The sequence below is a fragment of the Nonomuraea helvata genome, assembly GCF_039535785.1.
Lineage (GTDB): Bacteria > Actinomycetota > Actinomycetes > Streptosporangiales > Streptosporangiaceae > Nonomuraea > Nonomuraea helvata.
The window spans coordinates 782,805-806,247 of record NZ_BAAAXV010000005.1 but is presented as its reverse complement, the minus strand read 5'-3'; the positions used below and the strand labels follow the sequence as shown (position 1 = coordinate 806,247).

22 protein-coding genes are annotated in these 23,443 nt (G+C 68.1%); 9 read left to right on the top strand and 13 right to left on the bottom strand.

All coding sequences use genetic code 11. The features are described from left to right. Positions 1-6: 6 nt before the first annotated feature. On the top strand, positions 7-2,316 hold the full coding sequence (locus ABD830_RS23115; protein ID WP_344988562.1) for a tyrosine-type recombinase/integrase: 2,310 nt from the start codon (positions 7-9) through the stop codon (positions 2,314-2,316). A 363-nt stretch (positions 2,317-2,679) separates the two neighbouring features. Here the strand turns inward: ABD830_RS23115 and ABD830_RS23110 are convergent, their stop codons facing one another. From ABD830_RS23110 to ABD830_RS23095, 4 genes are all read right to left on the bottom strand, one after another. Beyond that, complete coding sequence (locus ABD830_RS23110) at positions 2,680-3,525, bottom strand: IS5 family transposase (protein WP_344990791.1); 846 nt, start codon at positions 3,523-3,525, stop codon at positions 2,680-2,682. Between the two features lie 315 nt (positions 3,526-3,840). Then, positions 3,841-4,491 (bottom strand): YrhB domain-containing protein, encoded by a 651-nt coding sequence (locus tag ABD830_RS23105; protein WP_344990789.1) that lies wholly within the window; start codon positions 4,489-4,491, stop codon positions 3,841-3,843. Positions 4,492-4,738: 247 nt separating this feature from the next. Beyond that, entirely contained in the window at positions 4,739-6,751 is a 2,013-nt protein-coding gene (locus tag ABD830_RS23100) for a hypothetical protein (protein WP_344990786.1), read from the bottom strand. Positions 6,752-7,464: 713 nt separating this feature from the next. Continuing rightward, positions 7,465-7,905, bottom strand: coding sequence for an ATP-binding protein (locus ABD830_RS23095; RefSeq protein WP_344990783.1), 441 nt, complete (start codon positions 7,903-7,905; stop codon positions 7,465-7,467). A gap of 151 nt (positions 7,906-8,056) precedes the next feature. On the opposite strand from ABD830_RS23095, the gene ABD830_RS23090 reads away from it, so the two are divergent. Both ABD830_RS23090 and ABD830_RS23085 read left to right on the top strand, forming a co-directional pair. Continuing rightward, positions 8,057-9,217 (top strand): helix-turn-helix transcriptional regulator, encoded by a 1,161-nt coding sequence (locus ABD830_RS23090; RefSeq protein WP_344990780.1) that lies wholly within the window; start codon positions 8,057-8,059, stop codon positions 9,215-9,217. A gap of 12 nt (positions 9,218-9,229) precedes the next feature. Next, positions 9,230-9,952 (top strand): 5-formyltetrahydrofolate cyclo-ligase, encoded by a 723-nt coding sequence (locus tag ABD830_RS23085; protein WP_344990777.1) that lies wholly within the window; start codon positions 9,230-9,232, stop codon positions 9,950-9,952. An 81-nt stretch (positions 9,953-10,033) separates the two neighbouring features. Here the strand turns inward: ABD830_RS23085 and ABD830_RS23080 are convergent, their stop codons facing one another. The 3 genes from ABD830_RS23080 to ABD830_RS23070 all read right to left on the bottom strand — a co-directional run bounded on the left by ABD830_RS23080 (position 10,034) and on the right by ABD830_RS23070 (position 11,499). Continuing rightward, a complete protein-coding gene (locus tag ABD830_RS23080) occupies positions 10,034-10,159 on the bottom strand; it encodes a hypothetical protein (protein WP_344990774.1) in 126 nt (41 codons plus the stop codon). A 142-nt stretch (positions 10,160-10,301) separates the two neighbouring features. After that, positions 10,302-10,592 carry a hypothetical protein gene (locus tag ABD830_RS23075; RefSeq protein WP_344990771.1) on the bottom strand — a complete coding sequence of 97 codons (291 nt, stop codon included), beginning with the start codon at positions 10,590-10,592 and terminating at the stop codon, positions 10,302-10,304. 115 nt (positions 10,593-10,707) lie between these two features. Then, positions 10,708-11,499 (bottom strand): LLM class flavin-dependent oxidoreductase, encoded by a 792-nt coding sequence (locus ABD830_RS23070; RefSeq protein ID WP_344990768.1) that lies wholly within the window; start codon positions 11,497-11,499, stop codon positions 10,708-10,710. A gap of 73 nt (positions 11,500-11,572) precedes the next feature. On the opposite strand from ABD830_RS23070, the gene ABD830_RS23065 reads away from it, so the two are divergent. Further along, positions 11,573-12,121 (top strand): TetR/AcrR family transcriptional regulator, encoded by a 549-nt coding sequence (locus ABD830_RS23065; RefSeq protein WP_344990765.1) that lies wholly within the window; start codon positions 11,573-11,575, stop codon positions 12,119-12,121. Here the strand turns inward: ABD830_RS23065 and ABD830_RS23060 are convergent. After that, positions 12,112-13,164 carry a LacI family DNA-binding transcriptional regulator gene (locus ABD830_RS23060; RefSeq protein ID WP_344990762.1) on the bottom strand — a complete coding sequence of 351 codons (1,053 nt, stop codon included), beginning with the start codon at positions 13,162-13,164 and terminating at the stop codon, positions 12,112-12,114. The two genes, ABD830_RS23065 and ABD830_RS23060, sit on opposite strands and share 10 nt — an antisense overlap. A 72-nt stretch (positions 13,165-13,236) precedes the next feature. On the opposite strand from ABD830_RS23060, the gene ABD830_RS23055 reads away from it, so the two are divergent. From ABD830_RS23055 to ABD830_RS23040, 4 genes are read left to right on the top strand one after another with little or no spacing between them, the layout of a single operon-like run. Continuing rightward, positions 13,237-13,416, top strand: coding sequence for a hypothetical protein (locus tag ABD830_RS23055; RefSeq protein ID WP_344990759.1), 180 nt, complete (start codon positions 13,237-13,239; stop codon positions 13,414-13,416). A gap of 43 nt (positions 13,417-13,459) precedes the next feature. Then, positions 13,460-14,227 (top strand): alpha/beta fold hydrolase, encoded by a 768-nt coding sequence (locus tag ABD830_RS23050; RefSeq protein WP_344990756.1) that lies wholly within the window; start codon positions 13,460-13,462, stop codon positions 14,225-14,227. Continuing rightward, the gene (locus tag ABD830_RS23045) at positions 14,220-15,599 is read left to right on the top strand and encodes a hypothetical protein (RefSeq protein ID WP_344990753.1); all 1,380 of its coding nucleotides are present in this window, start codon (positions 14,220-14,222) and stop codon (positions 15,597-15,599) included. The genes ABD830_RS23050 and ABD830_RS23045 overlap by 8 nt, the downstream gene beginning before the upstream one ends. After that, positions 15,596-16,228 carry an MBL fold metallo-hydrolase gene (locus tag ABD830_RS23040; RefSeq protein ID WP_344990750.1) on the top strand — a complete coding sequence of 211 codons (633 nt, stop codon included), beginning with the start codon at positions 15,596-15,598 and terminating at the stop codon, positions 16,226-16,228. Before ABD830_RS23045 ends, ABD830_RS23040 begins: the two co-directional genes overlap by 4 nt. On the opposite strand, the gene ABD830_RS23035 is transcribed toward ABD830_RS23040, so the two are convergent. Both ABD830_RS23035 and ABD830_RS23030 read right to left on the bottom strand, forming a co-directional pair. Then, a complete protein-coding gene (locus ABD830_RS23035) occupies positions 16,198-17,034 on the bottom strand; it encodes a D-alanyl-D-alanine carboxypeptidase family protein (RefSeq protein ID WP_344990747.1) in 837 nt (278 codons plus the stop codon). The genes ABD830_RS23040 and ABD830_RS23035 overlap by 31 nt on opposite strands. Positions 17,035-17,099: 65 nt before the next feature. After that, the gene (locus ABD830_RS23030) at positions 17,100-17,615 is read right to left on the bottom strand and encodes a DedA family protein (protein WP_344990744.1); all 516 of its coding nucleotides are present in this window, start codon (positions 17,613-17,615) and stop codon (positions 17,100-17,102) included. A gap of 150 nt (positions 17,616-17,765) precedes the next feature. Between ABD830_RS23030 and ABD830_RS23025 the strand changes: the two genes are divergently transcribed. Then, positions 17,766-18,020 (top strand): hypothetical protein, encoded by a 255-nt coding sequence (locus tag ABD830_RS23025; protein WP_344990741.1) that lies wholly within the window; start codon positions 17,766-17,768, stop codon positions 18,018-18,020. Between the two features lie 18 nt (positions 18,021-18,038). Here ABD830_RS23025 and ABD830_RS23020 read toward each other — a convergent pair whose 3' ends face one another. From ABD830_RS23020 to ABD830_RS23010, 3 genes are all read right to left on the bottom strand, one after another. Then, positions 18,039-21,431 carry an ATP-binding protein gene (locus ABD830_RS23020; protein ID WP_344990738.1) on the bottom strand — a complete coding sequence of 1,131 codons (3,393 nt, stop codon included), beginning with the start codon at positions 21,429-21,431 and terminating at the stop codon, positions 18,039-18,041. A 66-nt stretch (positions 21,432-21,497) separates the two neighbouring features. Next, positions 21,498-22,556 (bottom strand): lysylphosphatidylglycerol synthase domain-containing protein, encoded by a 1,059-nt coding sequence (locus ABD830_RS23015; RefSeq protein ID WP_344990735.1) that lies wholly within the window; start codon positions 22,554-22,556, stop codon positions 21,498-21,500. 49 nt (positions 22,557-22,605) lie between these two features. Continuing rightward, the gene (locus ABD830_RS23010; protein WP_344990732.1) at positions 22,606-23,424 is read right to left on the bottom strand and encodes a PIG-L deacetylase family protein; all 819 of its coding nucleotides are present in this window, start codon (positions 23,422-23,424) and stop codon (positions 22,606-22,608) included. Between the last annotated feature and the right edge of the window lie 19 nt (positions 23,425-23,443).

The window sequence follows — 23,443 nt, the reverse complement described above, 5'->3', positions numbered from 1 at the left end:
CCATCAGTGGCCGTCGACACGGCGGCCGCGGACGTCACGTGGACATGGCCGTTCGACCCGTCTCGCTACCAGCAGCGCGATGGTCTTACTGCCCAGGAGGTGTCAGCGCTTCAGCAGCTGGGCACCGACCTGCGTCGCCGGCCAGGCCGCCACAACCCCGACGCTCCGGGGTGGACAGCCATCGAATGGCTGCTCCACCCGCTCGACGACGTCCGGGCGTCATTGTGGTGCCCGGACAGCACATACCAACGCCAGGGCATGAACGACGCCATCGCCCTGATCCTGCTGCGCTGCATCGGGCAGGGCAGGACGTTCTGGTGCTGGACCGCAGAGGACTGGCTTCAGCTGATCGGCGTCGGCACCGCGGAGTTCCGCAAGTCCAGCCCAGGGTGGGTCGATGGGACCGCGCGGTCGACCCTAGCCGCATACGCCTACCTGCTTAGCGGCTTCACCGACTTCGACCGCCTCGGTGGGTTCCAGCGCCTCCCGCTGAGCCGACGCGTGTTCGGTGAAGAACTCGTCGAACAGGCCCACCAGCAGGTCAAGCGGGTCCTCTACGGATGGGGCTACCGGATCGAGTCCGACGTGGACTCTCGAATCTCTCCGGTCCTCTGCCAGGCCCTTCTGCTCAACCGCAGCCCACTGCTGCAAGACCTGACCACCGAGGCGTTCGCCCGGCTGCGCCAACACCCCGCTATGCGACGCCCACACATCGGGGCCCTGCATGCCATCCAACGCGCCGTCGCCTCCATCGGCTTCTGCGAACCCCCACCCTCCCCTTTTCGGGGGCGGATGCCTGAAATCGAGGGCACCGCGCGGCCGTGGGCGGATTGGGTCGAGCGGTGGCACGCCACCTCCACGCTCGCACCCAAGACCCGCGCGACCGCTCGCAGCGTCTTATCCAAGATCGGCCGCTGGCTCGCTGAGGAACACCCGGAGATCACCGAACCCGGCCAGTGGACCCGGCGGACCTGCGCGTCCTGGATCGCCGCGCTGGATCGGATGAGTATCGGTGACTACGTCCAGCGACGCGGCGGCCTGGGCGACAGGCAAGGACAGCCGATCTCCGCAGAAACCAAGGCCGGCTACCTGACCGCGACCAGGGCGTTCTTCCGCGACTGCCAGGAGTGGGAGTGGATCCCCCGACGCTTCGACCCCACTCGAGCCCTCGCCACGCCCAGAACCGTCCTGGCGATGCTCGGACCGGACCCCCGCGTGATCGCCGACGACATCTGGGCCAAGCTGCTCTGGGCCGGGCTGAACATCCAGCCCGAGGACTTGCCGACCAGCTACAACAGCCTTCGCTACCCCCTTGAGTTCCTCCGGGCTGTATCCCTGGCCTGGCTCTTCAGCGGCCAGCGCAGCGCGGAGATCGCCCGACTGCGAGTCGGCTGCGTCCGCTGGCAGCACGACGGATTCTCCATCCCCGGCGACTCCCGCGAGGTCCTGGCCCGGGACGCGGTCTGCCTCCTGGACGTGCCCACCCACAAGACCGGCACCGCGTTCACCAAACCGGTCGATCCGTTGCTGGGCAAGGCGATCGAGGCATGGGAGGCCGCTCGGCCGAGCCAGCCGATCCTGACGGATCGCAAGACCGGAGACCAAGTGCACCTGCTGTTCGCGCTGCGGGCCCACGCGATGGACAAGACCTACATCAACAGGACGATCATCCCCGCCCTATGCCGCAAGGCCGGAGTTCCCGCCGCGGACGCGCGTGGCGCCATCACCAGCCACCGGGCACGGTCCACAATCGCCAGCCAGCTCTACAACGCCAAAGAGCCGATGACCCTGTTCGAGCTGCAAGCATGGCTCGGGCACCGAAGCCCGGAATCGACCCAGCACTACGCCAAGATCACGCCGAACACGCTGGCCAGAGCCTACAACGACGCCGGCTACTTCGAACGCAACGTGCGCACCATCGAGGTCCTCGTCGACCGGGACGCCGTCACCTCCGGCGCCGCCGCGAATGGCGAGCCCTGGCAGTACTACGACCTCGGACACGGCTACTGCACCTACACCTTCTTCGAGCAGTGCCCACATCGAATGGCCTGCGCCCGCTGCGACTTCTACACCCCGAAGACGTCCAGCAAGGGCCAACTCCTGGAGGCCAAGGACAACCTCCAGCGCATGCGGGCCAACGTTCCGCTCACCGACGACGAACGAGCGGCCGTCGACGACGGCCAGGCCGCCCTTGACAAGCTTCTGGAACGTCTCGCCGACATCCCCACACCGTCCGGTGCGACGCCGCGGCAGATCGGCATTCCAGCCCAGGCGACGCTGCTCCCGGTCATCGCTGTCAACCAGAAGCCGACCTAATCGAGCTGCGGCAGGCCCCGCGACCAGGCAACATGACGGCATGACGGATCTCCGATGGGACGAGGTCAGGGAATTCTTCGATCCCGACTTGATGGGCGCATTGCCGAACCTCTTCGTCCCGGACGCCACCGTCGAGGACTGGCAGACCGTCCTGGACTTGGTCAGAACGCGTGGATGGCAGTGGCAGTACTCGCAAGGCGACACAGTGCTGCCGCTGCCTACCGCCGCCGAAGTGCTCGCGCGTCCACCCGAGGCCGAAACGGTGTCGCTGCGAGTCTGGCCTGCTCCAGGCGTGCTCGCGATCTTCCGGCTCATATCGGAGACCGAGATCGACTTCGACGTCAACCTTCGTGAACTACAAGGTCAAAAGGGGGTCGACACACTCTGCGACTTCCTTCGGGCGATCGGGAGCGAACTCGGCAAGCCGGTGCTGATGACCCCGGAAGGCGGAAGCCAAGAACACCCGGTCCTCGGCTTCGATCCCGTTGTCAGCAAGGTCATCCTGCTCGGGGATCCGGCACCCAACTGACCGCGACCGATCAGCGCGGCTTGACAAAACAGATTCCACAGAATGCGGGGAAGGACCACGAAGCCGCTGACATCGTCACTGCGCTTGACGATCTCCACAGTGAGCCGGACGTGCTTTTTGGCCCAGGTCACGAGCTTGCCGGCGTAGGCGCTGTCGGCCCAGATCAGCGCGATTCGCTCGTACCAGTCGCGCAGACGCGCCAGCGCGGGCTTGGCGCCGTCGCGGTCCTGGACGCTGGCGGCGGTGACGATGACGACCAGCAGCAGGCCCAGGGTGTCCACGATGACGTGCCGCTTGGTGCCCTGCACTTTCTTGGCCGCGTCATATCCGCGCGAGCCGGCGGCGACGGTCTCGGCGGCCCGCAGCGACTGCGAATCGATGATCCCCGCGCTGGGCTCCGGCTCGCGCCCGTCGGCTATCCGGACCTGTTCGCGCAGGTCATTGTGGAGAGCATAGAGATCACCGTCCTGCCACCAGCGCGTGAAGATCGCATGGACGGTGCGCCAGGGCACCAGGAAGTCGGCGGGCAGATTGCGCCATTTGCAACCGTTGTCGACCACGTATCGGATGGCGTCCACGATCAAGCGGCGGCAGTACTTCTCGGGTCGTCCGCCGTTGCCGTGTAACCAGGCCGGATGGGGCATGACCGGCTCGATGACCTGCCATTCTTTGTCGCTCATGTCGGTGGTGTAGCGGGGCGCACGGATCGGGTGATCGGCTCCGCGGCCGTACCGGCAGGCCACGCATGAGCAGGCAGTTTCTTCGTTACGGGAGACAGCGATGGGGGCGGTGGCGTACAACGGCGGCAGACCTTCCGGTTGGTGACGGGGTTTGGATAATCACCGTTGCTACCGGAAGGTCGCTTTATGTCGCAGGGGATTCACTCTACGTCACAGTTTCGTCCGATATCGGCCCCACGCAGCATGTCCGTTCCGCTTGAGGATTACCTGTACCGAAGAGCTGGGCTGCTGAATGCAAGGTCAAGTGAACAACGATCAGTCTGGTTGTTCGGATTTACTTTTCATTTTCGGCGTCACCCCTGGGCGCTGGGGCACGCCGAGCTCGGCTTCAGGAGGGTCAGTGGCCGACAGGAGGGGGCCCGTGATGGTCACGATCCCCAGTCGGGGTGAGAACGGTTCGGGTGGCCTGACCAGTTCGATCAACTCGGCTGTTGGGCGCTGGCCGGTCTCGATCGCGGCAATGTAGTCACTGGCTTGGGTCATGTTCAGGCTGGGAGCGCGTCGCCGGAGGAGGCGGATGGCGGCGATCCGACCGTCCGCCAGCACCTCGTGAACTTCGGTCGCGAATGGGATGTCGATATGAGGGTCGTTCTCAACAGAGCCGATGGGTTTGATGCGCTGTTCGTAGTCCTCTTCCCAGAGCCCGGCGACGTAGTCGGTGACGGGGATGAGATGGATGCTGCCGTCATGGCGGTCGACGAGATAGGGGCCGTTGCCGGCAAGCAGATCGCCGGTGCTGCCGCTGCGGAGGTACGCCTGGGACTGATAGCTGACGATCCAGCCGAGGCGGTGCTCGGTGACCCTGGTGATCGCAAGGGGCATGACTTGGCCGTGACGATCCACGGTCTCGCGGTCAGCACGGAGCAATCCTTCGATCAAGCGCACGGCGTGCTCTCTGTCGATCATCGGCCCATTCTCCCTGTCAATTCCGTCCTTATGCAGGGTTAGTCCGGACGCTGCGCAGCCGGTGGCAAGGTAAGTCCGGACGTGGCAAGGTTCGTGCGGATCGGACACAGCAAGCGCAGGGATCAGTTTGTACACGGGCACTAAGTGCGGCTGGCGGCAGACAGCCGTTGCATACATGGTCCGGTTTCAGTTGCGAGCCGAAGGGCAAACGTCTCGCTGAATCGCGCGCTCCGAGTAACTTGCAACGTTACTGTTTAGCGAGCGCATCCGCTAAGGCGTGAAGGCGAAGTGCGGTTGTAGCGGGTTTCTCGGCGGCACGATAACGGTCGCCCTCCTTGGTGATCGCACGAACGAGGGGAGAGGCCAAAAGGTCCAGCGACCTCTTTATCTGTGTCATGTCAGGCTGTACAGTCACATCGTTACGAAGGGTGCTGTAGATAACCTCTATCGGCAACGCGCCGCCGAACACCAAGTCCACATTGGTGGCCTCATCGTGGAGAACTTTTAGGATCCGTGCTAGAAGATGCGTTTCGCTGGAGGTGCGATCCCACGCCTCTTGAAGGAGTTCTTGCGAGTTGCCGGTGAAGAGAACAGCTACTTCCTTTGGTGCGAGTGGGGTATGGACTTGCCGGCGGACGGCTTCGGCGAGCAGATGGACATCTACTAAAGCGACGCCGCGCTCTTCAGCGCGACCGATGACCCGTCCCTCGAATCTTGGTGCCACGACAGCAATGGCATCCGCTTGGTGGAGGTTTCTATGCTCCATCAAGGTATCGAAGTCAATGTTGCGCTCGGTGATGACTCCCGCTGCGGAGGATTTGGCATCCACTATCAGGCGTGTGGCTCCCTTTGTCCCGAAGTCGATCCTTACGATCACGTCAGTCCTGCCGGGACGTCCCTCGTGCTCCGCATGAAGGCCGAGTGCCTCCATGGCCTCGGCTATAGCCCGTTCGAACCGTACCGGATGATCGGAATCTACGGAGGCCTCAATAAGCTCACTGGCAACGATCTCGACCGGGGAACGAGTGGTGTTGCTTTCCTCTGCGGGTGCAGTCTGCACTGCATCCGAAGACTCGTTGGCCTGAAGCTTCGGCAGAGAGTCGCGGAAGGCGACGCCTAGCGGAGTAGCACGGTATCGAGCGTTGCCTATATCTTCAATCAGTTGACAGTCTCGCAGTAGGTGCAGGCGGTTTCTCATCTCGTTCAGATTGACTCGCGAGCCCTTGTAGAAGCTTTCAGCATTTCCTACAAGCTTGGGAGCGTTATCGGCATGCTGTAACGAATCGAGGACTTCGCCGAAGTAGAATATCTTGGAATGGATCAGTCGTGCGAGTTCTAGGTCGTCCTCTGATTCCAGCCAATGTTTGGCCACCTCCGTCGTAGCGAACTTGTCTCTTCCGACCTGCTCTAGAATTCCTAAGCCTTTAAGTGTCGATATTGCGCCATCGCCGGACTTTGTATTAAAATCCTCCTCGCAGATGGAATGAAAATCGGCCCGCTCAATGCTAGGTACGGCTGCGGTTGCGAGTATTCTAATGCTGCGAACTACATTTCCGTCTCCTCTGGGAATGAATCCTATAACTGGCTTACGGGCCTTTAGGGCGGTATCGTCTAGGCTGCTCAGAATTCGCTTGAGTTCCTCTGTTGGTTCTGAAAGGAATGCGCTGTCTTCGTGTCCCGAATATCCCGAATCTGATGAGTGCGGCTCATGGATTCTCGTGGTGGAGAGCAATTCGCGCCCTGCTGGTGTTATGATCAGTTTATAATCGAAGCGTAACTCGATAAGGCCTGCTGCGCGTAGCCAGTTAGTTCTACGCCTGAGCTGATCAAGGCTGGACCAGCTCATGTCATACGCTTCGTTCGCGACCTCTAGCAATGATTCGTGCGAGAGGTCGTCTTTCTCGACCTCGGCTAGAATTTCAGCGATAAGTCGCACGTGAGCGTGAAAGACCGTAATGAGATATGCGTCATCACCCGACCGCAGCCAGTGGCGCGCAAACTCCGTGAGCCTTATAGCTTGCCCTTCGCGTCTCAGGAGGCCACACGTACCGAAGTGACGGACGGCATCACGCACCGTAGTTTCCGTGTTTTCGGTCGGCCAAGTGATCCGGCTTTCAAGTGCTGGATGCACCTCCAACTGCTCCAAGAGACGGCGGAGCGTCGCAAGAGACTCCTCCCACCCGCCAGGCATCGCAGGCAGCGAACCGGTCCGTGTCCGCCATGGAAGGAGAGGTGGAGGCGATGAGGTGTCCTGCAACATAGTCTGAGCGTAGAGCGCGGCGCCGACAATCTAGTCATGGTGCGCGAGCGGTGAAGGTGTCGACCGCCGTGAGGGCACGTTTGCCGCGATGCCTGCTGCGGTTATCGCTGTGTGCCATGGGCTTATGCGGTCAGCGGACCTGGCCCGTCAACAGGGCCGACCACATGGCTTCGGCTTTGCGGCGAAGCCATCGCGTCGTCTCCATGACCGTGCCTTCGGACATGCGCCGGATGAACCACTGGCCGCCGGAAGCGCAGAGTTCGTAGATCGGCCCGGAATGGTGGCAGGTCCAGGCGTAGACCCGGACGCGTTCGTCGGCGCGAGATGCACTCCAGTGGAGTGATGCGCAGTCGAGAGCCGCGGCTGGGACGTGAGGGCTCATGCAGGAGTCGTCAGAGCTCATGGCGTGCTGCGCAGGGCTGTCATTTCTACAGAGAGAATGAGATGGAGCAGGTCTTCAGGGCTATGCGCGTCGATCACGACGCACTGGGTGGGAATCCAGCAGGCGAAGGCTGAAAAGCTACGACGCCAGGGAGACCACATGACCATCCATCCAGGGCTCCGCTGTTGGAGGGTGGCCGCCAGCGCGCGTCCTTCCTCGTCGCGCATCACTGGCCGCCTGCCCGAAGGAGGTGCTTCTGTCCCATACCGCCATAGGGTGTAGGGCGTGTCAGAGGCAGGAGCGCCTTCGAGGGGTGTGCGGTCGTGCGGTCTCATCGCGACACCGCCTTCCGCGTGGAAGGCGTATCCAACTCACACCAGACCGCCTTGCTGGTCTCGTTCAGGCGGACGCCCCAGCGGTCGGCGTACGTCTCGACGATCAGTAATCCGTGGCCGCTCGCATTACCCGGCGGGGCCTGCCGCCGTACAGGAAGGTGGTTCGTGTCCCGATCGTGGACTTCGACCCTGAGCGTGCCCCCTGCGTACATCACCAGGCCCGTTACGGTGGCACCGCCGGTACAGGCGTGCTTGATCGCGTTGGTGAACAGCTCGGTGACCAGCAGTTCCGTGCGCCACTTGAAGACAGCAAGATCCCACCTGTCGAGCAGCTGCCGCACCCACTTACGAGCCACAGGAACGGAGGCTGGGATCGGCGACAGGGTGAAGGCCCGCGACAAGGTTGCGCAGGTTTCGTGTGTCAGGCGGCTGGTCATAGATCCGTAGGAAACGCCTCGACGCGCGGCAACTCCACAGCAGAACCGTGCATAGATGATGCATCAGTGTGGCGTTGCCCCTGCGGACCAGCGCGTTCAGGCGCAATACTCGGTTGAGGCTCCTGTCAGCTCGCGCGGGAGGAGATGGACCGTGCCACAGCGGCGGCAAAGGCTCATTCAGCGCCGAAAGACTCTGGGCTTCTCGCAAGAACGGCTGGCTCACACAGTCGGTGTCGAACGATCCACCGTCGTGCGCTGGGAAAGCGGCGAGACGGAGCCGCGTCCCTGGCAGCGTCCCAAGCTGGCCGCCGTATTGAAGATCTCGCTGGACGAGGTGGACGAACTCCTCACACAGCATGTGAACGAGGAACCGGAGGCCGAACGGCTCGACTTCGTGTTGCGCAACCCGGCAGCCGTGGACCTGGTTGCCGTGGCCCATCTGGCGGAGCGAGTGGATCGCCTTAACACCGAGTACGACACCGCGCCCTCCGCTTCACTGCTGGCGGATGCCGGCCACAGCCACAGCCAGGTGACGCTGCTACACAACTTTGCGCCGAACGGGCGCATCCGCCGCGAATTGTGCATCTCGCTCGCCGAGTCAGCCACCCTCATGGGCCAACTCGTATGGGACGCGTCACAGCGGCGCGACGGCGCGGTGTCAGTGCAGTACTTTGACCAGGCGATCACCGCCGCCAGGGAAGTTGGAGATCCCATCCTCGAAGCTCACGCCCAGCTCCGGAAAGGTTTCGTTGCTTTGTACGGCACGAAAGACGCCAGAGAAGGGCTGCGTCTCTGCAACGAGACGGCGATTGTCAGCCGGAATGCTAGCGACGTCCTCGCCGGTCTGGGGTTCCTACACGTCGGCGAGGCGTACGCGATGTTGGGGGAGAGGCGCCACTGCGAGAAGGCGCTTGGAGAGGCGGCGGACAGTTTCGGCCGAATCCACAAAGACGACGAAGCCCTGCACATGTTCTCGCCAACCCAATTCGACCGTCTGGCAGGCTCCTGCTACCTGTTCCTCGGCGTGAACCACAAGGCGGAGCAGATCTTGACCAAGTCGGCGCGCAGTCTGGTCCGCTGGAAGAAATCCCAGTCCATCGCACTGGGGAACCTGACACTCGCCTACATCCGGCAGGGCAAGCCGGAAGAGGCGTGCGGCACCCTGCACGAGGCCATCGACCTCATCGAGGAGACACGCGGGGGAGGAGGACTGAACATCGCCTTCACCGCCGGGAGAGAGCTTGGACCCTGGTGCCACGAGCCATGGGTACAGGAGATCAGCGATCGACTGTTCGCGCTGATGGCGACGTGATGAACTGGCGGTATGAGCCTCGACGATGCCAAGAACGCCGTCCGGGAGCGTATGTGGTCGGCCTTGATCGAATCTGAGATCTCCGCGCCCGACGCACGCGGCTACATCCCTCATTTCGTCGGCTCTGACAAGGCTGCTGAGCTACTCGCCACCACGGATGCCTGGCGGGCAGCACACACCGTGAAGGCCAACCCCGATACGGCGCAGCTTCCAGTCCGTGCCCGCGCCCTGGCCGAGGGCAAGATCCTTTACATGGCTGTCCCGAAGATCGCCACGATCGAGCCGTTCTACTTCATTGACCCGGCTCATTCCACACTGCCACCCGCTCAGGCAGCGTCGAGTAGCACCGCCTCGAAGGCGAGCCCCCGAGTGGGCACCGAGCAGATGCGGCCGATCGATCTGATTGTGTGCGGCACCGTGGCGGTCAACCGGGCTGGTGTACGCCTTGGCAAAGGAGCCGGCTACTCGGACATCGAAGTCGCTCTCCTGATCGAAGAGGGCCTCGTCACCGACGACACAGTGATCGTGACGACGGTGCATTCGCTGCAGGTCGTCGATGAGGCGCTGCCGGAAAGGGAGCACGACTTCCGCGTGGATCTGATCGTCACAGAGAAGGACATCATCGCCTGCCCGCGCTCACCGCGCCCCAGCGGGTTGATCTGGTCCAGCATGCCCGCGGACAAGATTGCGGCGATCCCGATCCTCGGCGCCCGCGCCAAGAACAACCTCAATTAGTCGGTGCGCCGATCCACTGAACCGGCGGGCGGTGAAGGTCTCAATAGGGGCGTGTTCTCGATCCCGTACACGCGGACGGGATCAGGCGGTGTGCATCCCGATGAGTGCGGCGGCGATGGCCGCGGGCGTGGACTCGCTGAACGTGGTGGCCGCCGCCGCGATCGCCTGCCACGGGCTGATGCGCGCGAGCTGACGCGGTTTCACCATGAGCAACGTCGCGTCCAGCGGTTGTTCTGGTAAATGCTCATGTGGAGTTCGGCACGGAGGTGGCCGTGCAGAACTCCCATGCGGAGACCGACGACCGGCTCCATCCCCTGCGCGAGGTCCCGCGCTGGACCTGGGAGTAGCGTCAGCGCCGGCCCTCGCCGAGCCAGTCGGGGTAGCCGTCGACGTCGTGGGCGACCGGCGCGCTGACGACGGAGCAGCATTCGCCGGTCTGCCTGATGTGCTGTTCGAGTGTGGCCGCCTGGCGGTCCGTCGTGACGAGCGTGAGCTCCCAGGTGATCGCGCCGGGGCGCGCGGACGGCACTTCCGCGATGTCGATCGAGGCCGCCAGACCCGCGCCGAGGAGGGCGTGCGCCAGGGCGGCCGCTCTCTCATAGCCCTCGACCGTGGCCCGGACCTCGATGAATTCCGCCATGGAGATGCCCCTCCGGGATGCTGCGAAGCCCAACCCTATCCGCGGGATCGGCCCGCCGGTAAGCGGTTTCTGGATCAGGTGGTCCAGCTGGCTGCCCTCGCCGGCTCTCATGCTCCTACTCGGGTGACTCCGCGGCGGCCGCCTCCAGGGCGGCCAGCCAGTCGTCCGCTGGCGGGAGTGCCCTGAGCAGCCAGGTCGCTCCCGCCTTCGCGTACTCCTCGGCCGCCCGTCCGGGACTCCAGATGGCCACCACGTCGAACCCCGGCGCGGCCGGCCCCAGCGCCTCCACGACGCGCCGCACCTCCTCCGGCTCCATGAACCCCCGCTGCCGGTCGATCGCCACGACGCCGTCCCAGCGGCGGGCGCGGGCGAGCGGGCGCGCGTTCGGCCAGCCGCAGGCGATCCAGATCGGCGGACGCGGGCGCTGCACCGGGACGGGCCGCATGACGGCGTCCACGGTGAAATGCGCCCCTTGGTGCCGCACCCGCTCCCCGCTCCACAGCGCCGAGACCACGTCCAGCGCCTCGTCCGTCCGCTCGGCCCGTTCCTTGAGCGAGGCCGCGTCGCCGAAGGCCGCGAACTCCTCCTCGGGCAGGTTCCCCAGCCCGACGCCCGTGATCACCCGCCCGCCCGACAGGTGGTCGAGCGTCACCACCTCCTTGGCGAACTTCTGTGGCCGCCGCCTCGAGAGCGGCGTCACCATGGCGCCCAGCCGGATCCGCCCCGTGGTCTGCGCGATCGCTCCCAGCAGCACCCATGGGTCGTGCGGCTCGAGAGCGGTGGCGGCGGGCATCTGTATGTGATCGTCGACGAAGACCCCGTCCCAGCCCGACCGCTCGGCCGTCACGGCGAGGTCCACCAACCGGCGGGGCGGAGCCATGCTCGGCAGTGCGAGCCCGAAACGCATGAGAACCTCCACTAAGATGAACCATCGTTCACGTTATATAGTGAACCATAGTTCATGTTGAAGGGGGAGACCTGTGGCACCGCGAGCGGACGCGATCAGGAACAGGGCCGGCATCCTGCGGGCCGCGCGCAGGCTGATCGCCGAGCGCGGCCCCGAGGTGGGCATGGACGAGATCGCCGCCGAGGCCGGCGTCGCGGTCGGCACGCTCTACCGGCACTTCCCGACCAAGGTCTCCCTGGTGGGCGCCGCCATGGCCGAGCTGGCGGACGAGATCGTGGCGCGCCTCGACGCCGCGCTGGCCAGGATCGACGCCGGGGGAGCGGCTCTCGCGGAGATCACCGCACTGCTCCGGTGGGTGGCGCTGGAGATGGACCAGGATCGGGCGCTGCGCGAGGCCGCGACCAACCTGGGCGCGTACTCGCTGGCCGACGCCGAGCGCCGGTCGAGGGACGCGCTCGGCATGATGGTGGAGGCGGCTCAGCGGCAGGGCGACCTGTACGCCGACGTCACGGTCGACGACCTCGCCCTGCTCATGACCACCATGCCGGGCACGGACACGCCCGCCGCGCGCAGGGAGCGCTGGCTCGAGCTCTCGCTGCGCGGCCTGATCCGTCAGGCCTGAGGCGGGGGAGCGGTCGAGGTGCGGACGACCAGCTCGTACGGGAAGATCAGGCGCTCCGGCTCGGCCGCGGCCCCCGACAGCAGCAGCCGCCCCGCCGCCTCGCCCATCTCCTGCTTGGCCTGCCTGATCGTGGTGAGCCCCGCCTCCTCGGCCGCGCTGTCGGAGAAGCCCACCACCGACAGCTCCCTCGGCACCTCCAGCCCCAGGTCGGCGGCCGCGTCGAGGATCCCCAGCGCGAGCACGTCGGTGTTGGTGAGGATCGCGGTGGGCCGCGGGTCGCGCCGGAGCAGCGCGTGCCCCGCCTTCCGCCCGGCCTCCCGTGAGTTACGCGCGACCTCGTAGAACGGCACTCCTGACCAGTCGACCCCGGCCTCCTCGCAGGCCTGCTGGTAGCCGCTCCGCCGACGCCGCATGGCATCGAACGCGGCGCCTTCCTGCCGCTCCTGGGAGGCCCAGCCGGTGTAGCCGTCGTCGTGCAGCCCGACCATGGCCACCCCCACCCGCCGGTGCCCGAGCCGCAGCACGTGCCGCGCGGCGGTGGCCGCGGCGGCGGGCTCGTCGATGCCCAGGAACGGATGTCCCGGCACGTACGGCTCGTCCACCACCACGACGGGCAGCTTCCTGGCGAGCACCTCGGCCAGCGCCGGATGGCCGTCGGGCAGCGACATCACGCAGAAGGAGTCGACCACCGCGTCCCTGACCGTCTCGCTGCGCCGGTCGCCGTGCGGCAGCGGCAGGATGAGCAGCCCCACCCCCGCGTCCTCGGCCGCCGTGGCCAGCCCCTGGAAGAACCCGATCGCGTACGGGTCGGCGAACGCGTACGCCAGCGTCTCGCTGAAGATCAACCCGAGCGCCCCCGCCCGCCCCAGCCGGAGCGAGCGCGCCGTCGGGTTGGGCCCCGCGTAGCCGAGCTCGTCGGCCACCTCCATGATCCGCTGTCGCAGCCCTTCGCTGAGCTGGTCGGGCCGGGAGAACGCGTAGGACACGGTGGCCCGGGACACGCCCAGCCGGTCGGCGATCGTCTGCAGTGTCACCCTGGCCATCGTCCCACCGTACCGAAGAGCTTGTCCGATTGGCCTTAATCGATTAAGGTCTTAATTGATTAAGGAGGAGTCATGGATGCTATGCAGGTCCTCGCTCACCAGACGGCGATGGGCTACCGGGATCAGCTGGGCGACGCGCTCCCTGGCGCGCCGCGCAGACCGCACCGCCCCAGGGCCAGGGTGCGCGTACGAGTGGCGTACTCGCTCAGGTGGACGGCCGACCGACTGGATCCGGCCTGCCGGACCATGTGAGAAAAGTGAGCCCGGCCTTCCTGAGGGCACCTGTGTCTGTGCCATGAGAAGCACAGAGATCGAACTCGAACAGCGGACGGCCAGGCTCGGCGACTGGTCGGTGACCGGATGGCGGCGCGTCCCGCCGGACGCGGACGGAAGCCCACCCGTGGTCTGCGTGCACGGCGCGGGCGTGTCGAGCAGGGAGCTGCGCCCTCTGGTCGCCGCGCTGGGGGAGCACCTGCCCGCCTGGACCGTCGATCTGCCGGGATTCGGGCAGAGCACGAAGCCGCCGTACGCGCTCGGCCTGACCGAACTCGCCGACGCGCTGGCCGACTGGCTGGAGGCCGAGGGGCTTCCGCCCGCCTGCCTGGTGGGCTGCTCGTTCGGCTGCCAGGTCGCCGTGGACGTCGCGGTGCGCCATCCGGAACGGGTCCGCTCGCTCGTACTGATCGGACCCACCGTGGATGCCGCGGCCAGATCGTGGCCGCGGCTCATCGCGCGGTGGGTCCGCAACTCCAGGCGCGAGGACCCGCGCATGATGCCCCTCAACGCCGCCGATTACCGCGATGCGGGGCTCCGGCAGGTCATGGCCAGCTTCGGCGCGGCGGTACGGGACCGCGTGGAGGACAAGCTCCCGCATCTCACGGTGCCCACGCTGGTCGTCAGGGGAGAGTTCGACAGGCTGGTGCCACAGGACTGGGCCGAGGAGGTCACCCGCATGACGCCGCGTGGCAGGCTGACGGTCGTGCCCGGTGCGCCGCACATGATCCCGTTCCGCGATCCGGCGGTCCTGGTGCCGCTCATCAGGGAGTTCGTGGCCGATGCATAAGTACGCCGCCTCTTTCGACTCGGCCACGGGCATGCTCCGTGCGCTCTCCCGCCATCTGCGCGGACGTGACTTCCCGGCGCTCGGGCAGTTCCCCGCCGCCGCCGAGCCGGTCGTCTCCCGCGTGCTGGGGGCGGCGAACCGGCTGCCGCGCCGCCTCTCGGAGCGGGCGTACGCGCTGTCCGGGTGGAGCGAGGCGAGCGCACCGGCGAAGCTGGCGAGCCTGCGCGCGGACGAACTGGCCGAGTGGGTCGTCGGGCACTACCCGCGCCGCCGCTACCCGGTGGTCTTCGTGGGCTCCGCCTCGGGCGCGCTGGTCCACCTGGCCGCGGCGCTCGGCGCGCCCTGGCTGCCCCAGACCCTCTTGGTGCCGGTACGCCAGCGCGGCGGCCACCCCGACGCCCCCAAGGACTGCCTCCGCCGCGTCCGCCCGGCCGGTGAGGCCATGCTGGCCGCCAACCCCGACCTGATCCTGCACCACATGCACGACGCGAACCAGGACCGCCTGATGATTTCGGGAATGTCCTATTTCCGGATTAAGTGGCGGCGGTTGCCGGAGGCCTACCGCCGGTTCCTTGATGAATGTCTCGACGGCACGCTCGTCGTCTCCGACTGCGAGCTGAGCTGGCCGACCACCCGCATCGGCGAGCGGTACGTCTTCCAGCACGGCGCGCTCGGCGGCCTGTCCCCTCAGGAGTACCGCCTCGGGAGCCCCGAGATCGCCCGCTACCTGGCGAGCCACGGCTCCCCGTACCGCAGCTGGGACGCTCCCGAGCCGGACGGCGAGAGCCCCGAGGCGGAGTGGGGGTTCGAACCCGAGCTCATGGACGATCTGCGGGACGCCGCCGGCCGTGTCGACAACGAGGTCGCCCTGCTGCGGTTCGCGGATCCCGAGGCGCTGACCCCGGCGGTGGCCGACCTCTACCGGTCCTGGTACGAGTCCCGCGGCCTCCCGGGTGACCGGCTGCTGGTGGAGTCGTTCGTGCTGCTGGAGCCGTGGTGGACGCTGCGTACGGGATCGGTGCCGTACTGGATGGTCTTCAACTCGGAGAGTTCACGCAAAGGGCTGCTGTCGTACCTCGACGGCGGGGAGCCGTACGACGAGATCCGGATGGCGCTCTTCTCACACGGCGTGGAGTCGCCGGGGATCGCGCCAATCGACGCGTGGCAGGACGTGCTGGCAAGGGGGCGGAAGATCGGGGTGTTCGCCGGGGTCGATCCCCGGGCGTTCCCGCGCGACTTCGCGGTCTTCGCCCGCATGCACCGTGATCTGTCCAGGGTGCGCACCACGTACCCGATGCCGCTGGCTCTGCCCCTGTCCCAGGTGGAGGAGGCGCTGGGGGCGCGCGAGGACGTGAGCTGGACCACCGGATGACGGCCGTGCGGCTGCGCCTGGTCGGCGTCGGCGCGATGAACTCCCCGCGCTACCGCCCCGCCGGGCTGCTGGCCCGCTGGCAGGGCCACCGCGTCCTGCTCGACGGGGGAGGCGAGGCCGCCGGCGGCGAGCGGCTCGACGGCTGGCTGGTCTGCGACGAACGCGCCGAGCTGATGCCCCAGATCCGCCGCGCGGCGCGGGCGCTCGGGATGACCACCGGGGTGGCGGCCTACGAGGCCGCGGGCGTGGAGATCGTGCCGCTGCCGGTCACCCACACCTCCCACCCCACCTACGGCTACCTGATCAGGACGGAGCGGGCGAACGCCGCCTGGGCGCCGGAGTTCTGGACCTTTCCCGCCTGGGCGGCCGGGGTGGACCTGATGTTCGCCGACGCGGCGGGCTGGGACCGGCCGATCCGCTTCGCGGGCGGCGTGGGCGGGCACGCGAGCGTGCTCCAGGTCGCGCGGCAGGCCCAGGAGCTGCGGGTGGGGCGGCTGGTGTTCGCCCACATAGGCCGCCCCTCCATCCGTGCGATCGATCGCGGCGAGCGCCCGCCGTTCGGCGAGTGGGGCGTCGAAGGTCGCGCCTACCGCCTCGGTCAGCCGCCCGCGATCTGCTCCCCGGCGTAGTCCAGGAGCTGCTCGGCGGTCGCGAAGCGGCGCTCGTTCCGGTCACCGAGCAGCACGCCCACCACGCGCTTGCCGCTCCGCTCCCCGGCGAACAGCAGGCAGTATCCGGCGGCCTTCGTGTAACCGGTCTTCACGCCCAGCACCCCGTCGGCACGCGACAGCAGCTTGTTGGAGTTGCGCCAGGTGTGCGCGCGGTGCAACGACGTCTTGGCCACCTTGTACACCTTGCTCCCCACCACGGCCGCGAAGTCGGCGTCGTCCAGCGCCCGCTGCGCCAGCTTGACCTGGTCGACCGCTGTCGAGTAGCCGCCGTCGCCCGGCGTGGGCATGCCGTCCGGGTTGGCGTAGCGGGTGTCGGACAGGCCGAGGGAGCGGGCGGTGCGGTTCATCTTGGCGACGAACGCCGTCTTCCCCGGACCGTAGCGCCGCGCCAGGGCGTTGGCCGCGTCCGCGCCGGACGGCAGCAGGAGGCCGTACAGCAGGTCCCTGACGGTGAGCTGCTCGCCCTTCTTCAGCCCGGCCGTGGTCGCGCCGTTGCCGGCCGCGTACTTGACGTCGGTCGCGCTGATCGTGATCGTGTCGCTCAGCTTGGCCTCCTGCAGCACGACGTACGCCGTCATGACCTTGACCAGGCTGGCCACCGGAGTCCGGCGAGTCTCGCTCTTGCCGAAGTGGATCGTTCCGGCCGAGTCGACCACGTACGCGGACTTGGCCGCGACCTCCGGCGCATCCGCCGCCGCGGCCGGGGAGGCGACCCCAACAACCAGCGCGAGTACGGCAGAGCCAATGAAACCCCCAATACGCATGCCAAACATGGTGACAGGAAATCAAGGGTCCGTTTGCCGAACTACGCCATAAAGCCCAGATCGGATCAGGAGACCAGGGCCTCTGACGAGGCGGCGCGCCGCTTCCGCCTGCGCCGCACCACCGCCCAGGAGATCGCGGCCACGGCGAGCACGGCCACGACCGCCGCCGTGACGGGGGAACGCGCGGCCAGCTCCAGCCATCCCCACACGACCGCCGTCGCGGCGAACCACCACAGCGGCGCCCAGGTGAGGCAGCCCAGCGCGCTCGCGACCACGTACCAGGGATAGGACACGCGCAGCGCCCCCGCCACCCACGGCAGCGTGTGCCGCAGCATGGGCACCCAGAAGCAGCCGTAGACGGCCAGCGCGCCCCACCTCTCGACGACCTGCTCGATCTTCGCGATCCGCTCGCGCCCCAGCCGGACGCCCACGCGCGAGTCGTAGAGCTTCTCGCCCAGCCTGCGGCCGACCCAGTAGTAGACCTGGAACGCTCCGAACAGGGCGAGGATGAGCACGGCTCCGACCAGCCAGTGCGGCAGGCCGAACCAGGACGGCTTCAGAGGATCGGCAATGCCGCTCATCCGCACACCCCTCCCAAGTCTTAGGTCAGGCTTACCTTAGTTCAAGCTGAAAGTTTCCGCCACACCAGCTTGCAAGCCACGGCAACCAGGCGACAACCAGGACTCAACCACCCAGCCTCACTCTAGGGGTGAGGCAGAAGGGGGTTGGACATGCCGGGGAGAAGCGCAGCGGTCCTGGCCTGCGGCGTCACGAACGCGGCCAAGCTCCTCGTGGCGTCCCTGGCCTTCACCGGCGCGTACGCCGGCGTCTCCGTCCACGACGGGGCCGGCAGCGAGCCCGCGCCTGTGACGACTGTCACCCTGTCGGCCCGCGAGATGCCCGTCACCGAGCCACTGCAGGAGCGGCCCGTGGCGGTCAGCCGGTCCAAGGCGCCGAGGCCGTCAAGAGCGCCCGTTGCCAGGTGAGCTGCTGACCGACCGCCGTCAGGAGCGTCCGTTGCCAGGTGAGCTGCTGACCGACCGCTGCGCCGCCTCCACCCAGCGCGGCACGCCGACCCGCTCGGCCACCTCCAGCGCCTTCGTGTAGTGGTCGCGCGCGGCGTCGGGCTGCCCCAGGCGGATGGCGAGGTCTCCGAGCGTCAGCGCCACCGGCCACAGCGCCACCACGCCGGTGCCCGCGCCCGCCACCCGGTCGGCGAACGGCTTGAGCTTGTCGTAGCAGTCGACCATCCGCTCCCGGTCGTCGAGCAGCATGCCGGCCAGGGCCCGCCAGGTCATCGCCAGCTCGTAGAGGAAGTCGGGACGCACCGGCGGACGGGTGGCGGCCACGGCCTTGGCGTCCTGGAGGTGCCCCGCCGAGGCCAGGGCCAGCGCGTACGCGTCGAGCGTCCACTTGGCGCCGCGCAGGTGGGCCTCCGCGAGCAGGTCGACCATCTCGGCCGCCCGGCCGTCGACCAGGTGCAGGCAGAAGGTCGTGATCAACGGGAGGTCCTGGCGGCCCTCCAGCATGCCCGCCCGCGCGGTCATCCTGGCCGCCTCGCGGTAGGCCCGCTCGGCGCCCGCGTAGTCGCCGGAGATCATCAGCCGCTGGCCCGAGTACCAGACCACGACCGCGGCGGGGGCCGACAGGTCGTACTGCTTGGCCAGGCGGTCGGCGGCGGCAGCGTGCTCGTCGGCGACCGTGAACTCGCCCCTGGCCGCCGCGCACTCCAGGAGCACCAGGTGGGCCAGCGCCTGCGTGGCCATCTGCCCCGAGCGCTGTGCGACCTCCAGCAGCTCCCTGCCGATGCTCTCGCGGCTGTCCACCGCCGGGATGTCGTACGACTGCCGCAGCCGCCCGCTCAGCGCCGCCGCGATCAGCGTCGGGTCGCCGCTCTGCCTGGCCAGCTCCAGCGCCTCCAGGGACGCCTGGCGGCCGCGCTCCGGCGAGGAGGAGCCCTCCAGCTCCAGCGCCAGCGTGGTCAGCAGGCTGGCCCGCAGCCGCTGCTCACCCTCGGGCAGCTCCATGAGCGCCTTCTCGGTGACGTCCACGATCTCCCACGCCGTGCGGGTGAAGTCGCGCGCCATGCCCTTGTGCGGCACGGCCAGCGACGCCGCCACCTTCGCGGTGATCTCCAGGTCGCCCAGCGGCAGCGCGGCGTCCATGGCCTGGCGTCGCAGCAGCCGGGCCGCCGTCATGTCGCCGCACAGCGCCAGCGCCCTGATCTGGCGGAGCATGAGCCGCAGGCGTTCCTTCGTGCGCTCCGGCGTCTGCGCGCCGCTCTGGTCGTCGCGCGAGCGGTCGAACGCCGCGATGGCCTGCTCCCACAGCGTGGCCGCCTCGCGGTGGGCGAAGCGCCGCTCGGCCTGCTCGGCCGCGAGCCCCGCGTAGTGGACCGCCTTGCCGGCCGCGTCGGCCAGGAAGTAGTGGTGGGCCAGCGCCGCCACGTCGGACGGCCGCTGGTGCTCGATGACCGCCGCCACGGCCGCGTGCAGCCTGGTGCGGCGGAGCCTGGAGGCGTCGGAGTAGATCGTGTCGCGCACCAGGTCGTGGTCGAACCTGAGCTGCCCGGGACCCGGCTCGGTCACCAGCCCGGCCAGCAGCGCCGCCTCGACGGCCTCGATCACGGCGTCCGCGTCGCCGGACACGGCGATCAGCACGTCGAGATCGACGTCGCGCCCGATCACGGCGGCCTGCAGCAGGATCTGCTGCGCCCCCGAGGGCAGCCGCGAGATGCGCCGCCGCAGCACGTCACGCACGCCGGAGGGCACCTGCGAGAGCACCTCGGCGGCGCTGGCCCGGTCGGCCGCGCCCTCGGAGTCGAGCAGGCGGACGGTCTCGCGGACGAAGAACGGGTTGCCGCCCGTGCGCTCGACGATCGACTCGACCGCGTCCTCGTCGATCTCGCGTACGCACGTCGCCTTGACCAGCTCGGCCACGGCCTTGGGGTCGAGCCCCGACAGGCTCACGCGCACCGGGCCCAGCCTGGCCAGCGCGGCCAGCACGTCGGACTGGCGGTCGTCGAGCTCGTTGTCCCGGCACGTCACCACCAGCAGCACCCGGCTGGTGGCCAGCAGGCTGGGCAGCGCGCGCAGCAGGGCGAGCGTCTGGTCGTCGGCCCAGTGGAGGTCCTCGAGCGTCAGCAGCACCGGCGCCCGGCGCGCGACCCCGGCCAGGTAACCGCCGACCGCGCGGTGCAGCCGGAAGCCGCCGGACGCCTCGTCCTCGTCGGGGTCGGGGGCGGCGTCGTCGAGCAGCGGCGCGAGCAGCTGCGCGTATTCGCCCGCGCCGGACACGGCGGTGAGCGAGCGCAGGATCTCCACCCAGGCCCAGCCCGGCGGGGTGGCGCTGGAGTCGGGGCACGCGCCGGACGCGGCGATCCAGCCGTCAGTGGAGAGCCTGCTCTCGAGCTGGCGCAGCAGCGTGGTCTTGCCCGCGCCCGCGACCCCGGCCACGATCGCGACCTGGAACCTGCCCGTGCGCGAGGCGGTCGTGGTCAGCCTGGCCAGCTCGGCGTCGCGGCCGACGAACGGCTCGGGCTCCAGCGGCGGCGGCTCGACGGCCGCGGCCGGCCTGGGCGGCCAGGTGTCGGTGACCGGCGCCGGACGCGTGGGCCGCGCGGGGACGGCGAGGTCCAGCTCCGGCGACTGGGCGAGGATGTCGGACTCCAGCTTGCGCAGCGCGGGACCCGGGTCGATGCCCAGTTCGTCGGCCAGGATGTTCCTGGCCCTGCGCAGCGCGGCCAGCGCGTCGCCCTGCCGGCCGCACCGGTAGAGGCCGAGCGCCAGCAGCCGCCAGCCCTCCTCGCGCAGCGGGTGCTCGGTGGTCAGCGCCTCGAGGTCGGGCACGGTCTCGGCGTGCAGGCCCAGCCGCAGGCCGGTGTCGGCGTGCCGCTCGCGCGTCACGAGACGCAGCTCCGCCAGGCGGTTGACCTCGGCCTCCGCCCACGACTGGTCGGCGAAGTCGGAGTACGGGGTGCCGCGCCACAGCCCCAGAGCCTTCTGCAGGCGGCCGCGGGCGGACTGCGGATCGCCCTCCTCGAGATGCTCGCCCGCCGCGCGTACGAGCTGCTCGAAGCTGAGCGCGTCGACCTGGTCGGCGGCCACCCGCAACGCGTAGCCGGACGCGACCGTCACCAGCAGCCGGTTGGGCCCGCCGCGCGGGCGGCCGGGCTCCAGCACCCGCCGCAGGCGCGAGATGTAGACCTGCAGACCCGACTGCGCGCCCTTTGCCGCGTCGTCGTCCCACAGATCGTAAAGAAGCGTGTCAACGGGCACGACCTGACCTCTGGCCACGAGAAGTCGGGCGAGGACGGCCCGCTGCCGCAACCCGCCGAGGTCGAGTTCGTCGTCTTGTTCGTACGCCTCGACTGGCCCCAGAACTCGGAACGCCACCATGTCAGCCGCCACGCTATGCGGGCCTAGGAATCACGCACAAGGTCTTTGATGGGTTTGGGATTGTCACTACTGGGCCTTCGAGATCGCGGACGGGGGCTCCGCGCCGGCGTTCCGGCCGTTGCGCCTGCGCAGCAGCGCCCATGCGCCCAGTGCCAGGCCGCCGAACGGGATCTCGATAGTGTAAGTCCAGAAGCCGAAAAGCAGCGCGGTGGCGATGGCGGGAGTGGCCGGCACGCCGAACGCGGAGATGAGCAGGGCGGCCACGCCGCTCTCCATGATCCCCGCCCCGCTGGGCGTGATCAGGGCGCTGGTCAGGACCCTGGACAGCGCGAAGACGGCGATCGACTCGGCCGGGCCAGGCCAGGCGCCGGTGGCGTACATGCAGGCCGCCATGATCGCCCACTGGAAGCCGAGGAAGAACACCATGCCGAGCGAGAGCCCGAGCCACCGGGTCCTGACGACGCCGGCGGTGTCGGCGCGCAGCTTGTGGAACGCGTCCGAGGCATGGAACTTCAGCCGGAGCAGCCGGGTGATGCCGTCGAGCGCGCGGCCGAGCACGTCGGCGGCGCGCTCCCAGTAGAGGGCGACGGCCACGATCACGCAGAGCACGAGGATCGAGATGGCCCCCGTCCACCCGGCGTTCGCGACGGTCGCGTTGGGCGCCTTGCCCGCCGCCAGCAGCGCGATGATCCCGACGGCCGGCAGGATGAACCTGAACAACGTGTTCCAGATGCCGCTGACCAGCGTCATCACCACGATCGACCGGCTGGTGAAGCCCCAGCCCTTGGTCATCGCGAACGTCACCGCCACGCCGACCGCCCCGCCGAACGGCAGCAGGTTGCTGACCGCGCTGCCCGCCGCGTTGATGGTGAGGCCCTGCAGGTTGTTGAGGCCGGGCAGGGAGTTGGTCAGCACGAACGTGTACGCCAGCAGGCTCAGCAGCCACAGCGCGCTCATCAGCGCGATCTCACCGGCCCCGAGCGTGCCGAAGACGGCGCCGATCTGGCGCCAGGAGACGGGCTTGCCGGTGAGCGTGTGGACGATCTGCGGCAGGTAGACCACGAGCAGCACGGCGAGTCCGAGCGACAGCACGGACAGGGCGGTCTGGAGCCACTTGTTCTTCATCGGGGTCCAGTCTGACGGGTCGCCGGAGCGACAACGTCCTTCTGGAGGATTATTTGGGCCACTGGTCGAAGGGATGAGTCAGCCGGGTGCCGGGCGGCAGGTCACGGCGTACGTACCACTCGGTGCCGAAGACGAACCGGTAGATCGGGCCGGGGACCTTGAGCATGACGGCGAGCGTGCGGTCGCTGTCGCCGCCGCTGGCCTGGGAGGCGTGCGCGGCCATGGACGCCCGCTTCTGTTTCGTATATTTCCGGACATTGACCCGGTGGGTGATCGTCTCGTTCGACGAGTACGCGCTCTCGAACGTCCGCACGTCGAACTCCGGCGGGAACTTGTAGAACCGGCCCGCCAGCCGCAGCAGCCTGACCAGCGGATCGCGGTTGACCGTCGCCTCCAGGACGATCTCCGTACCGGCGATCTTCGCCGCCCGCTTGCCCACCCGGTGCACCTGCACGTGGTCGGGGTGCCCGTAGCCGCCCGCCGGATCGTAGATCGCCAGCAGGTCCGCCTTCTCCTCCTGCAGGATCGCGGCCAGTGCCTTGGCCGCCTCCTCCGTGTCGGCGTCGATGAAGGCGTTGTCGGGCCGCTCCTCGGCGATGCCGCCCTTGGGACTCAGCCCGGAGTCGCCGTATCCGAGGCACTCCACGCGCGCGCAGCCGAGCATCGCCGCCGACTGGTAGAGCTCCTTGAGCCTGGTCTCGCCGAGCGCCTCGCCCGGCTCCATATCGGCCAGGCCGCGTTCGCCCGCGGTGGCCACCACGAGCACCACGCGGTGCCCCTCGGCCGCGAGCATCGCCATGGTGCCCGCCGTCAGCAGGGCCTCGTCGTCGGGATGGGCATGGAAGAACACAGCGGTACGTGGAGGCACACGCCCAGATTAGTCTGGG